This is a genomic window from Brevundimonas sp. GW822-FHT03E11 (assembly GCF_058801445.1).
In genome coordinates this window covers 456,966-469,870 of sequence record NZ_JBXANG010000002.1, presented here as the reverse complement: position 1 = coordinate 469,870, position 12,905 = coordinate 456,966, and the positions used below count along the sequence as shown (strand labels likewise).

The 12,905-nt window shown below is 66.3% G+C and carries 11 protein-coding genes; 7 read left to right on the top strand and 4 right to left on the bottom strand.

Annotated elements, in window-relative coordinates:
* Nucleotides 1-2: 2 nt before the first annotated feature.
* Nucleotides 3-1,250 (bottom strand): 3-methyl-2-oxobutanoate dehydrogenase (2-methylpropanoyl-transferring) subunit alpha, encoded by a 1,248-nt coding sequence (locus AC1RKE_RS05125; RefSeq protein ID WP_054764450.1) that lies wholly within the window; start codon nucleotides 1,248-1,250, stop codon nucleotides 3-5.
* Between the two features lie 150 nt (nucleotides 1,251-1,400).
* Between AC1RKE_RS05125 and AC1RKE_RS05120 the strand changes: the two genes are divergently transcribed.
* The 6 genes from AC1RKE_RS05120 to AC1RKE_RS05095 all read left to right on the top strand — a co-directional run bounded on the left by AC1RKE_RS05120 (nucleotide 1,401) and on the right by AC1RKE_RS05095 (nucleotide 8,723).
* Complete coding sequence (locus tag AC1RKE_RS05120; RefSeq protein ID WP_054764449.1) at nucleotides 1,401-1,889, top strand: Lrp/AsnC family transcriptional regulator; 489 nt, start codon at nucleotides 1,401-1,403, stop codon at nucleotides 1,887-1,889.
* A 39-nt stretch (nucleotides 1,890-1,928) separates the two neighbouring features.
* Nucleotides 1,929-2,867 carry a pirin family protein gene (locus AC1RKE_RS05115; protein WP_182715105.1) on the top strand — a complete coding sequence of 313 codons (939 nt, stop codon included), beginning with the start codon at nucleotides 1,929-1,931 and terminating at the stop codon, nucleotides 2,865-2,867.
* 104 nt (nucleotides 2,868-2,971) lie between these two features.
* The gene (locus AC1RKE_RS05110; RefSeq protein WP_348683186.1) at nucleotides 2,972-3,937 is read left to right on the top strand and encodes a WD40 repeat domain-containing protein; all 966 of its coding nucleotides are present in this window, start codon (nucleotides 2,972-2,974) and stop codon (nucleotides 3,935-3,937) included.
* Nucleotides 3,937-4,647 carry a monofunctional biosynthetic peptidoglycan transglycosylase gene (mtgA, locus tag AC1RKE_RS05105; protein ID WP_348683188.1) on the top strand — a complete coding sequence of 237 codons (711 nt, stop codon included), beginning with the start codon at nucleotides 3,937-3,939 and terminating at the stop codon, nucleotides 4,645-4,647. Before AC1RKE_RS05110 ends, mtgA begins: the two co-directional genes overlap by 1 nt.
* 119 nt (nucleotides 4,648-4,766) lie before the next feature.
* Nucleotides 4,767-6,671 carry a M2 family metallopeptidase gene (locus AC1RKE_RS05100; protein WP_348683189.1) on the top strand — a complete coding sequence of 635 codons (1,905 nt, stop codon included), beginning with the start codon at nucleotides 4,767-4,769 and terminating at the stop codon, nucleotides 6,669-6,671.
* Nucleotides 6,672-6,782: 111 nt separating this feature from the next.
* A complete protein-coding gene (locus AC1RKE_RS05095) occupies nucleotides 6,783-8,723 on the top strand; it encodes a pilus assembly protein TadG-related protein (protein ID WP_224762294.1) in 1,941 nt (646 codons plus the stop codon).
* 12 nt (nucleotides 8,724-8,735) lie between these two features.
* Here the strand turns inward: AC1RKE_RS05095 and AC1RKE_RS05090 are convergent, their stop codons facing one another.
* The gene (locus AC1RKE_RS05090) at nucleotides 8,736-9,647 is read right to left on the bottom strand and encodes an isopenicillin N synthase family dioxygenase (protein WP_182715108.1); all 912 of its coding nucleotides are present in this window, start codon (nucleotides 9,645-9,647) and stop codon (nucleotides 8,736-8,738) included.
* A gap of 229 nt (nucleotides 9,648-9,876) precedes the next feature.
* On the opposite strand from AC1RKE_RS05090, the gene AC1RKE_RS05085 reads away from it, so the two are divergent.
* Nucleotides 9,877-10,551: a YiaD family glycine zipper/OmpA-like lipoprotein gene (locus AC1RKE_RS05085; RefSeq protein WP_152949280.1), complete on the top strand. Its 675-nt coding sequence runs from the start codon at nucleotides 9,877-9,879 to the stop codon at nucleotides 10,549-10,551.
* Between the two features lie 488 nt (nucleotides 10,552-11,039).
* On the opposite strand, the gene AC1RKE_RS05080 is transcribed toward AC1RKE_RS05085, so the two are convergent.
* Both AC1RKE_RS05080 and AC1RKE_RS05075 read right to left on the bottom strand, forming a co-directional pair.
* Complete coding sequence (locus AC1RKE_RS05080) at nucleotides 11,040-12,197, bottom strand: OmpA family protein (protein WP_492896548.1); 1,158 nt, start codon at nucleotides 12,195-12,197, stop codon at nucleotides 11,040-11,042.
* A 222-nt stretch (nucleotides 12,198-12,419) separates the two neighbouring features.
* A complete protein-coding gene (locus AC1RKE_RS05075) occupies nucleotides 12,420-12,881 on the bottom strand; it encodes a MaoC family dehydratase (protein WP_333897373.1) in 462 nt (153 codons plus the stop codon).
* Nucleotides 12,882-12,905: the final 24 nt, after the last annotated feature.

The following is a 12,905-nucleotide window of genomic DNA, read 5'->3' as shown; positions in this document are numbered from 1 at the left end:
GATCAGACCCCCACCTCGCGACGCTGTTCGACCAGGCGCCAGTCCTCGGTCGCATAGACCTCCTCGAACATGGTCTTCACGCTGGGACGCGACTGGCCCAGGGTGCCGATGGCCTCGGACTCCTTGCCGGCGGCGCGAACCTGTTCGACCGCCTCCTTGAGCGCCGCCATGTGGCGCTCGTCATCCCATTCGCCGATCAGCGTCAGATGCTGGCGCAGCCGCTCGATCGGATCGCCCAGCGGCCATTTCTCGTGCTCGTCGCCGGGGCGATAGCGGCTGGGGTCGTCCGAGGTCGAATGCGGGGCGCCGCGATAGGTGAACAGTTCGATCACCGTCGCCCCCTGGTTCGAGCGGGCGCGCTCCTCGGCCCACTGGGTCGCGGCCCACACCGCAAGAAAGTCGTTGCCGTCCACCCGCAGGGCCGGCAGGCCGTAGCCGATGGCCTTGGAGGCGAAGGTGGTCTCCAGCCCGCCGGCGATGCCCTGGAAGGACGAAATAGCCCACTGGTTGTTGACGATGTTCAGGATGACCGGGGCGCGATAGACGGATGCGAAGGTCAGGGCGTTGTGGAAGTCGCCCTCGGCCGTGGCGCCGTCGCCGATCCAGCTGATGGCGATCTTGTCGTCGCCCTTGTAGGCGCTGGCCATGGCCCAGCCGACCGCCTGGGGGACCTGGGTGCCCAGATTGCCGCTGATGGTGAAGAAGCCGTAGTCCTTGGCCGAATACATGATCGGCAGCTGGCGGCCTTTGATCGGGTCTTCGGCGTTGGAATAGATCTGGTTCATCATCGCCGTCAGCGGATAGCCGCGCGCGATCAGCAGCCCCTGCTGGCGATAGGTGGGGAAGCCCATGTCCTCGCGGCTCAGGATCATGCCTTGGGCGACTGCGATGGCCTCCTCGCCGGTGCACTTCATATAGAAGCTGGTCTTGCCCTGACGGTGGGCGCGGTGCATCCGGTCGTCGAAGGCGCGGGTCAGGATCATGGCCTTCAGGCCGCGACGAAGTGTCTCGGGGTCCAGGCGCGGATTCCACGGCCCGACGGCGTTTCCATCCTCGTCCAGCACCCGGATCAGTCGAAAGGCGTGATCGCGCATCTCATAGGGCGCCGTCGAAACCTCCGGCCGATCCACGGCTCCGGCGGGGTCCATCGTCAGATGGCTAAAATCCGGCGCGTCGCCCGGCCGACCCGAGGGTTCAGGCACGCGCAAAGAAAGGGGGCGACTGTTCTTTTGGCTCATTTTGTCGTTCATGCGGGCGTCCGGTTCCGTTCGGAGGATGCGTCCGTGTTTCCTCTGGACGTGTGATAACACGGCCCCTAAGCAGGCGCTCGCTCAAATTGACCTTGCAAAATCCCTATTTAGGGTATTTTATTTCGCCATAACCACAATCGGAGAAACGCATTGGCGGACGAACTCGATCCCATCGACGCCCGGATCCTGGATATCCTGCAACAAGACGCCGGACTGTCGGTCGCCGAAGTGGCGGATCGGGTCGGCTTGTCGGCCTCGCCCTGCTGGCGGCGCATCAAACGGCTGGAAGATTCCGGCCTGATCACCAAGCGCGTCACCCTGCTGAACGCCAAGCTGCTGGGCCTGGATTTCGAGGTCTACGCCATCGTCAAACTGATGCTGCCCTCGGCCGAGAACCTCGACATCTTCGAGGCGGCGGTCGCCAAATGGCCGGAAGTGGTCCAGTGCGCCACCATCACGGGCCGCGAGGACTATGTGCTGCGAATCATCACCTCCGACATGCACGCCTTCGACAAGTTCCTGCGCGAAAAGCTGCTGGCCCTGGGCATCGTCTCAGACTGCGAGAGCCATATCGTCACCCGCGGCGTGAAGAATGTGACCGCCCTGCCTCTTGGCATAGTGACCCCTCACGTCGGATAAGACCGTTCGGCGGCGTCTTCCGCCGAGGGGATGCCGAACATGATCGAACTGGTGATCGACGCGCGCCGTAAGGACCTGGGCGGGTTCGAGGTCGGCCGCGTCCTGCCCTTCCATTCGCGCCGGATGGTCGGGCCCTTCATCTTCCTGGATCAGATGGGCCCGGCCGAGTTTGCGCCGGGCGCCGCCGCCATTGATGTGCGGCCGCACCCCCACATCGGCCTGTCGACCCTCACCTATCTGTTCGAGGGCGAGATCCTGCACCACGACAATCTCGGCTATAACCAGCCCATCCGCCCCGGCGAGGTGAACTGGATGACGGCCGGCAAGGGCATCGTCCATTCCGAGCGCACCGATCCACTGAAGAAGAGCCGCGGCGGGCCGATGCACGGCATGCAGGCCTGGGTCGCCCTGCCCGACGAGGCCGAGGAAATCGACCCCTCCTTTCATCATCTGGGCGAGGACGCCCAGCCTTCCTATGAGAACGGCGGCCTGTTCGCGCGTCTGGTGGCCGGAGAAGCCTATGGCGCCAAGGCGAGCGCGCCGGTGTCCTCGCCCCTCTTCTATGTGCACTGGGAGCTTCAGCCCGGCGTCCGCACCGCTCCGCCTCCGGGCAAGGGCGGCGGCGGCATGAGCGAGCGCGCTCTGTTCGTGGCCAAGGGGGCGATCGAAGTGGGCGACCGCACCTTCCATGAAGGCCAGATGATCGTGCTGGAGCCGACGGCCGAGCCGACGGTCAAGGCCCTAGTGCAATCGACCGTCATGGTCCTTGGCGGCGAGCCGGTGGGCGAACGGCTGATCTGGTGGAACTTCGTCGCCTCCAGCCAGGCCCGCATCGACCAGGCCAAGGCCGACTGGAAGGCCGGTCGGATGAAACTCCCGAGCGAGGACGATCTGGAGTTCATCCCCCTTCCGGAGGAGCCGGTCCAAGCCCAGGCCGCCCCGGCCCCGGTCGAACCCAAGCCGACAGATCCGGTCTGAGGGCGCACCCGCATTCTCTCTCCCCGTTCCGGGGGGGGGGGAGAAACGGATGACTTGTTCTCCCCCATTTGCCCCCGCCCCTGCAACCGGCTAACGCCTCGCGCATGAACTTCGCATTCGACGCCCAGGTCACCGCCGCCCTGTTCGACAACACCGGCGCCGTCTTCGCCCTCGGCGACGGCTCGGTCCGGTTCGCCGACGGCGCGACGGTCCAGGCGCATGACGGCGCCGTCCTGTGCGCCGCGGTTCATCCGTCCGGCGAAGGGGTGGTGACCGGCGGCGACGACGGTCGGCTGGTCTGGAGCCGCCCCGGCGTCGAGCCTGCGGTCTTGGCCGAGGCGAAGAACCAGTGGATCGACGCCGTGGACGCCTCGCCAGCGTCGGGCCTGATCGCCTTTTCCTGGGGGCGCACCCTGTCGGTGATCGATCCGTCCGAACCGGGTTTCCGGCGCGACTTCCAGCATGAACGCACCGTCTCCGGCGTGGCCTTCGAACCCAAGGGACGGCGCATCGCCGCCTCGACCTACGGCGGCGCGGCCCTCTGGTACGCCCGGATCGAGAAGCAGCAGCCGACCAGGCTGAGCTGGGCCGGGTCGCACACCGGCGTGGCCTTCTCGCCCGACGGCGCCTTCGTCGTCACCACCATGCAGGATAATCAGCTTCACGGCTGGCGGCTGAAGGACGCCAAGAATCTGCGGATGGGCGGCTATCCATCCAAGGTCCGCTCCCTGGCCTTCCTGGCGAACGGCCAGCTGCTGGCCACCTCGGGCGCCCAGGGCGCCGTGCTTTGGCCCTTCATCGGCTCCAACGGCCCGATGGGCCGCGAGGCGACCGAGATCGGCTATGACGAGGCCAGCCTGATCAATCGGGTCTCGGCCCGCGTGAACCACGGCCTGTTGGCCGCCGGCCTGACCGACGGCCGGGTCTGGGTCGCCCATCCGGCCGCCCAGGGCCTGAACGTCGTCAAGGCCGACAAGGGCCCGGTCATCGTCGCCCTCTGCCTCAGCCCGGCGGCTGATACGGTCGCCTGGGCCGACGAGGACGGGGCCGCCGGGGTGGCGATCCTCTGATGGCGAGGTGGCCTCGTCCATCCTGGCTCCGGGCGGTCGTCATCGCCGCCGCCATCCTGACCGCCGTGCCGGTCGGCGGCGTCCTCTGGGTCGCCCTCTTCCCGCCCCTGCCCACCATCCTGATGCTGCGCCAGGCCGTGCGCGGCGAGGGGCTGGACTACCAGTGGCGCGGGCTGAAGCAGATTTCGCCCCATCTGGTCGACGCCGCCATCGCCGCCGAGGACGCCCGCTTCTGCAGCCACCACGGCTTCGACATGGAGGCCATCCAGAAGGCGCTGGATCATAACGCCGAGGGCGGGCGCATCCGCGGCGGCTCCACCATCACCCAGCAGACGGCCAAGAACGTCTTCCTGTGGCCCGGCCGCGACTGGGTCCGCAAAGGCTTCGAGGCCGGATACACCGTCCTGATCGAGGCCGTCTGGTCCAAGCGCCGGATCATGGAGGTCTATCTGAACGTCGTCGAATGGGCGCCGGGCGTCTACGGCGCACAGGCCGCGGCCCAGCACTGGTTCGGCAAGGACGCCGCAGACCTGAGCCGGCGCGAGGCCGCCCGCCTCGCCGCCATCCTGCCGGCGCCGCGCCGCTATCAGGCCGCAGCCCCCGGCCCCTACGTCCGTCGCCGCGCCGCCCGCATCCAGGCCGCCATGGGTACGGTGCGCAACGACGGCCTGGACAGCTGCGTCCGACTCAAACAGGCCGAAGGCCGGTAGCCCAGAGACAGCTCAAGTAGGCCGAAGGCCGGTAGCCCGCAAGAAAGCCCGCTGAACCGCTCCGCTTGACGCGGCGCCGCCCCTGACCTCTCCTGCGCCCGCTGTTCAGGAGATCCATCATGAAGCGTCAGATGACGACCGCCGCTGCGGTCTGCGCCCTCGCCTTCGCCGCCGGCTGCGCCGCCTCCCCGACCCCGGACAAGGCTCTGCCGCTTCAGGCCGACGCCGGCGCCCAGACCTTCACCCCCGCCCCGGTCACCGCCACCGGCCTGAGGGCCGACTATCCCACGACCGCCGAAGGCGCGACCCAGTTCGTCGCCGACGCCGAGGCCAAGATGCTGACCTTCGGCGAATACGCCGCCCGGGTGCAGTGGGCCCGCGCCACCAACATCACCTTCGACACCATGTGGCTGGAATCCAAGGTCAACGCCGAGGCGACCGAGCTCCAGGTCCAGTTCGCCAACCAGGCGGCCAAGTTCAACGACGTCGCAGTCGATCCGGTGGTCCGCCGCAAGCTGAACCTGCTGCGGCTCGGCATCGTCCTGCCCGCCCCGAACCGCCCCGGCGCCGCCGAGGAGCTGTCGCAGATCGCCACCCGTCTGGATTCGACCTATTCGACCGGCAAGTTCGACTTCAAGGGACGGCAGATTACCCTGGACGAGGCCTCGCTGATCCTGGCCGACAGCCGCGACCCGAACGAAACCAAGGCCCTTTACGAAGGCTGGCGCACCATCTCGCCGGTGATGAAGAACGACTACGCCCGCATGGTCGAGATCGCCAATGAGGGGGCGCGCGAACTGGGCTTTTCCGACACCGGCGCCCTGTGGCGGTCGGGCTACGACATGCCCGCCGACGACTTCGCCGAGGAGACCGATCGGCTCTGGGCCCAGGTCAAGCCCTTCTACGAGAACCTTCACTGCTATGTCCGGGCCCGGCTGAACGCCAAATATGGCGACGCCGTTCAACCCGACCACGGCCCGATCCGCGCCGATCTGCTGGGCAATATGTGGTCGCAGCAATGGGGCAATATCTATGATGTCGTGGCCCCGACCAGCGGCGGCGCCTCCAGCTACGACCTGACCGAATTGCTCAAATCCGCCGACTACGACCCGGTGAAAATGGTCAGGACGGGCGAAGGCTTCTACGTTTCGCTGGGCCTCGATCCTCTGCCCCAGACCTTCTGGGAACGCAGCCAGATCGTGCGCCCCCGCGACCGTGAGGTCGTCTGCCACGCCTCGGCCTGGGATCTCGACAACGCCGACGACATCCGCATCAAGATGTGCACCAACGTCAACGGCGACGACTTCTACACCGTCCACCACGAGCTGGGTCACAACTACTACCAGCGCGCCTACAAGAACCAGCCGATGCTGTTCCGCAACGGCGCGAATGACGGCTTCCACGAGGCCATCGGCGACTTCGTCGGCCTGTCGGCCCTGACCCCCACCTATCTGAACCAGATCGGCCTTTTGAAGACGACGCCGGGGGCGGAAGAGGACATTCCCTTCCTGCTGAAGATGGCGCTGGACAAGATCGCCTTCCTACCCTTCGGCCTGATGGTGGACCGCTGGCGCTGGGGCGTCTTCTCCGGCGAGACCACGCCGGACCAGTACAACGCCGCCTGGACCGCCGACATGCTGAAATACCAGGGCCTGGTTCCGCCGGGCCCGCGACCGGCCAATGCCTTCGACCCGGGCGCCAAATACCATGTGCCGGGCAACACCCCTTACACCCGCTATTTCCTGGCCCACATCTACCAGTTCCAGTTCCAGCGCGCGGCCTGCAAGCAGGCGGGGTGGACCGGCCCGCTGCACCGCTGCTCGGTTTACGGGAACAAGGACGTCGGCGCCCGTTTCAACGCCATGCTGGAAATGGGCCAGTCCAAGCCCTGGCCCGAGGCGCTCGAGGCTTTCACCGGCGAGACGCGGAACGACGCCTCGGCGGTCGCCGACTATTTCGCCCCTTTGAATCAATGGCTGACGGTCCAAAACCGCGGCCATGACTGCGGTTGGTCGCAGGCCTGAAGACGGTCCTTAGGCCGGGTCTGTTAACCGCGATCCGTCAGCCTTCCTTTAACCGCATGAGGCCATTGTGGCCTCATGCGGGCGGCGCGCGCCTGTAAGGAAGCGACGACATTGGCGCCACAACCGATCCATAAGGTCCTCAGCGGCCTTCGGGCCCTGGCCTTCCGGCTGGGCGGCGACCGGCGCGGCAATGTAGCGATCATCTTCGCTCTCAGCCTGCCCGTCATCGTCATGCTGGCCCTGGGCGGCGTCGACATTCACCGCATAACCACGGCCAAGGCCCAGTTTCAGGACGCCCTGGACGCCGCCGCCCTGGCCGCCGCGCGGTCTCCCTATACGACGCCGGAAGAGCTGAAGAGCATCACCCTGGTCAATCTTCGCGCCAATCTGAAGGGGATTGAGCTCGAGCCGGTTCAGGACGGCGACGTTCAGGTCGCCATGAACGACAAGAGCGTCGTCATCGCCACCGCTCAGGGGCGGGTAAAGACCCTGGTCGCCAACATCGTGCTTCCGCCCTACGGCCAACTGCTGGACGACACCCTGCCCGTCTCGGTGCGATCCGAGGTCAACCGCTCCTCGCGCGATGTGGAGGTGGCCCTGGTCCTGGACATCACCGGCTCGATGAACGACTGCGCCGCCAGTTGCTCCAGCGGCCGCAAGATCGACAATCTGAAGTCGGCGGCCAAGGAGCTGATCGACATCGTCGTCCAAGACAACCAGTCGCCCTTCTATTCCAAGGTGGCCCTGGCTCCCTATTCCATGGGCGTCAATGTAGGCGACACCTATGCTGATAGGGCGCGCGGAGCGCTCGGCTCCAGCACCCAGTCCATCACCGCAGCGACCTGGCTGACGGGCTCGGTCAAGACGATCACCGGCATCACCCGCGCCTATACGGCCGTGGTCACCGCCTCTAACCACGGCTTCAAGAACGGCGACATCGTGACGATCTGGAGCGCGGAAACGATGGCACCCCTGAACGGCGTCGCCCTTACGGTGGGCAACGCCACGACCAACACCTTCAGCCTCCTCGGCAAGGACAGCCGCTACTATTCCGCCTTCTCAGGCCGGGCCTATGTCGCCAAATGCGCCCGGGCGGACTGCAACATCGTCATTACAATGGCCCGCCACGGCCTGTCGCCCGATGGGGACGCCGCTGTCCTGAGCGGCATGGGGGGCCTCAGCCAGTTGAATGACATCGGTTTCCGCGTCGCCGGCGTCAGCGCGACCACGGCGACCTTGGCGCTCGACGCCTCTCAAGCCCAATTGGCGAACGCCCCCATGGGCGGAGCCGCCTATACGTCGGGCGGCCAGCTGGTCTGCGGCGTGGACGGCTGTTCGAACCGAGATTTCGTCAATGCGGCAGGAACCTGGACGCGCTTTCCCGGAACGACCTGCGTGTCGGAAAGAGCCGGGGCGCAGGCCTATACGGATGCGGCCCCGTCCACCTCGTCCTGGGTTGGACGAAGCTACGCCGGAACCGGCAACGCCTGCCCGGCCTCCCGAATCGTCCCCCTGACCAACGTCAAGAAGACCCTGACCGACGCCATCAACGGAATGTCGGCGGTCGGATCGACGGCGGGCCATATCGGTTTGGCTTGGGGCTGGTATCTGGTTTCGCCGACCTTCGGCCTGTGGTCAGGCGCAGGCGCGCCCGCCGCCTATGACTCGACCAAGACCTTGAAGGCCGTCGTGCTGATGACCGACGGGGAGTTCAACACCCCCTATTTCCGGGGCGTGATCGCCGGAGACGCAGGGGTCGGCAGCGGCGGGGCGGACACCCATATCAACCAGCCCGCCACCAACGGCTCTTCCTTCGACCAAGCCTATCGGCTCTGTCAAAACATGAAGGCCGCCGGCGTCATCGTCTATACGGTCGGCTTCGATATCGGCGCAGCCCAGAATATGACCGGTCCGATCGATTCCGCCGGCGAGCTGATGGCGCGGTGCGCCACCAACCCCGACCGGGCTTTCCAGGCGTCCAGCTCCACCGACCTTTCCGACGCCTTCCGAGACATCGGACGGGACATCACCCGGCTGCGCATCTCCCGCTAGGGACGACTCGCCTCAGAGCAGGCGGATTTCGCGCAGACGTTCGGTCAGATAGTCCTCTGCCAGAATGGTCTTGCCGGCATAGCGATCGGGATTGTCCGGCGTGATCGTGCTCGGCAGCGTCTCAATCGGGAAGTCCGGGTTGAAATGCAGGAAGAAGGGCGTCGAATAGCGGGCGAAGCCCCGACGTTCGGGCGCGGGATTGACCACCCGGTGCGTCGTCGACGGCAGGACGTGGTTGGTTAACCGTTGCAGCATGTCGCCGATATTGACCACCAGGGCGCCCGCCGGCGGCGCAATGTCCAGCCAGCTGCCGTCCTTCTCCTTCAGCTGCAGCCCAGCCTCTTCGGCGCCCAGCAGCAGGGTGATGACGTTGATGTCCTCGTGCGCGCCGGCCCGCACGCCCGGCGCATCGGCGGGCACCGGCGGATAGTGCAACATGCGAAGGACGCTGTTGCCCATCTCGACCTTGTCGTCAAAATAGTCGTCGCTCAGCTTGAGGTACCGCGCGATGGCCCGGAGAATGCGCCGCCCCAGCGCGTCGAGATCCTCATACATGCCGTAAAGATGGTCGCGGAAACCGGGCACCTCCTCGGGCCAAAGGTTGTCTCGCATGAAGCGGCGGTACGGATGGTCCTGCGGCAGTTCGCGACCAACGTGCCAGAATTCCTTCAGATCCACGGCGGTCGCCCCCTTGGCCGCCTCGACACCGAACGGGGTCAGACCCCGCGCCCCGCCGGTTCCCGGCTGGTGGTACTGGCGTTTGGTGGCTTCCGGCAGGGCGAAGAAGGTCTTGGCGGCGTCGATCGCGGCGGCGATACGCACCTCGTCCAGACCATGGTCGGCCACAACCCCAAAGCCGAACCGGGTGAAGGAGGCGCCCAGCTCATCGCTGAACGCCTGAAAATCCTTGTCATACAAGGTCATGGAGACAGGGGTGATGGTTGAGGCGGCGGTTGGGGCCGAGATCGCGCTCACGGGCGTCGTCCTTGTTCAGACAATGTGCGGCGGTTCCTTACCCCCATTCCGCGCCCCTGTCAGGTTCAAGCCGTCGGTCCCGCAAGAACCGCTCGCCCGTTCACCTAAGGTACAGCTTGGAACCTAGACAGTAGGGGGGCGTTTCTCGCGCCAGACTGCCAATCGGAAGGACCAATCCATGCGCGCCAAGATTTTCGTCGCCGGTGTCTCCATCGCCGCCCTACTGGGCGCGGCGGCCTGCACCACCACCGACCCCTATCGCTCAACCCCCGTCCGCAACAACACCGGAACCGGCGCCATCGCGGGCGCCCTGGGCGGAGCCCTGCTCGGCTATCTGACCAATACATCCAACGGCGAACAGGGTCGTAAGAACGCCCTGATCGGCGCGGGCGTCGGCGCGCTGGGCGGCGCTGCGGTCGGTCAGTATATGGACCGCCAGCAACGCGCCATGGAGGCTCAGCTCTCCGGCACCGGCGTCGGCGTGGCGCGCCAGGGCGACAATCTGGTGCTCCGCATGCCGTCCGACGTCACCTTCGCCACCAACCAGTATTCGATCGACCCGCGCTTCCTGCCCGTGCTCGATGACGTCGCCCGGGTGCTGCAGGAATATGATCGCTCCACCATCGACGTGATCGGTCATACGGATTCCTCGGGTGGCGATGCGATCAACCAGCCCCTGTCGGAGCGCCGCGCCAGCAGCGTGGCGGCGGAACTCGTGCGTCGCGGCGTCCTGGCCGAGCGCCTCTATGTCGCCGGCGCCAGCTCTCGGAACCCCGTGGCGTCCAATGCGACTCCCGAAGGCAAGGCCCAGAACCGCCGCGTCGAGATTCTGATCCGGCCTTTCACCGGCTGAGGCTTTCAGAACAATCCGCAATCCGGAAGGCGGCGTCTCGCGACGCCGCCTTTTGTCCGCCTGACACCGTTCCGTGACTTGCATCCCCGCGCGCGTCGTGATCCTCCCAGAAGGACGTCGGGGGAGGAACCATGACGCCGGATGACCGGGACCTGGCCAAGAGTCTGACACTCGCAGCAGTCGCTGTGATCTGCGCCGTCCTGAGCGCCACCCTCGTGATCACGGCCGGCGAGGCCCTTCTCGCCCCCTCTCTGCCTACATCCGCCGCGCAAGCTCCGGCTCTGGCCAGTACAGCCGGCTGAGACGCCGCGCCGCCCCTCCGTCCTCTTCGCCGCCACATGCTGGAAAACACGGCACGGGGGGCGACCTGTTGCAGACACCCCCTCCGCAAACAGAAACGCCGCCCCCTTTCGGAGACGGCGTTCAGCTCGTCAGCTTCGAGATCGGCGGGATCGACCCGTTGAAACCGGGTCGATCCTTCGCCTGTCTTAGAAGTTGATGTCGATGGTGGCGCGACGGTTGAGCGGTTCGCGCACGCCGTCGGCGGTGGGCTTGGCCAGGGCGGTTTCACCCTTGCCGTCCAGGGCGATGACGCCGCCGTTGACGCCTTGGGCGACCAGGGCGTCCGCGACGGTGCGCGAACGACGGTTCGACAGGCCGACGTTATAGGCGGCCGAGCCCGAGGTGTCGGTGTAGCCGACGATCAGGACGCGGGTCGGACGGCCCGTCTTGGCGTAGTTGGCGGCCTGAGCGACCACCGAACGGGCTTCAGCCGTCAGGTCCGAGCGATCCCAGTCGAAATAGACCACGAACTGACGCGCGGCCGGGGTCTGCGGAACCGGCGGCGGGGGCGGCGGGGGCGGAGGCGGCGGGGGCGGCGGGGGCGGCGGAGGCGGCGGAGGCGGCGGGGCCGCTTCTTCGGCACCGAAGCTGTAGCGCAGGCCCAGGGTCACGGTGTGCGACTGGTCGTAGTCGCCGTCCCATTCGCCGAACTGGGTCGCGCCCGTCACACCGGCCGAAACCGATTCCCAAGAGGCGTCGCCCGTCAGATAGCGGTAGGTCAGGTCGATGTTGGCGCGGTCGCTGACGGCCCAGGCCAGACCGGCGATCGCCTGGGCGGCGAACTTGGTCGAGTTGTCGTCGACATCAATGGTCGCGGCGCGATTGGCGCGCTGGTTGCCAAGCATGTTTGTGGCAACGTGGTTCACACCGGCGCCCAGGCCGACGAAGGGACGCACGCCCCAGGCTTCATAGCCGAAGTCATAGATGACGTTGGCCATCAGGGTGGCGGACTCGATGTCGCCTTCCGGCGAATAGCAGCCGCCCGTCGCCGGGGTCAGATTGCACAGACCCTGGGTGCCCGAAACGGCGCGCACCGTGCCGATGTCGCCCGAGCGGTAGCCGCCTTCGAGCTCGACGCGCCAGTTGGGGTTGAAGCGATAGCCGAGGCGAGCAAAGGCCGCCCAGCCGTTGTTCACTTCATAGTTCCAGTTCGCGCCGGTGGTCGACGACTCGGCGTTGATGTCGTCGATGATGTGGTAGCCGGCGTCGATCGCGCCATACCAACCGTTGGGATCTGCCGAGGCCGCGCCAGCCGACAGGGCCAGGGCGGCCGCTGCGCTGGAGGCCAGCACGATAGTCTTCATACGCATAGGGTATAGCCCTCCGCCTGTTAGAACCTAGGGCGGATCTTACCGCCTAGGCGGCTCTTACCAGCGTTGCCGTGGAAGGTCGAGGCTGAAACTTGACGACGCAAGCCCCGAAATGAGGCGCCGTGCCATTGATGCTACAGATGTAATTGGCCTTCACACGCAGATTCGTCCGAGTTCCGTCGTTTTTCCCGTCTTCCGCCGAGGGCGGCTCAACCTTCAGCTCTCTGCGGAAACGATCTGCATCCCGAGCCATTCGCCCACCAGAGCCGGCTTGTCGGCGCCCTCGATCTCGATCGTCAATTCATGTTTAAGAAGCCAGCGCCCCTCGCCCTTGTCGGTTGCATCCAACAGGCGGAACCGGCCCCGCACGCGAGATCCCGCCGGGACGGGCGCCAGAAACCTCAGCCGGTCGAAACCGTAGTTGACGCCCATGGTCAGACCATCCAGCGGCGCCACGGAGTCATAGCTCATGGTGGACGCCAGACTCAGGGTCAGAAAACCGTGAGCGATGGTTCCGCCGAAGGGCGTCGCCCTGGCCGCCTCGGGATCGACGTGGATGAACTGATGGTCCTCGGTGCAGTCCGCAAAGGCGTCGATCCGATCCTGACCAATCTCGAACCATCGGGACACCCCGACTTCCTGACCGATCAAGGCGTGAACATCCTGTGTCCGGGTCATGGCCGTCTTCTCCTCCGTCTCTCT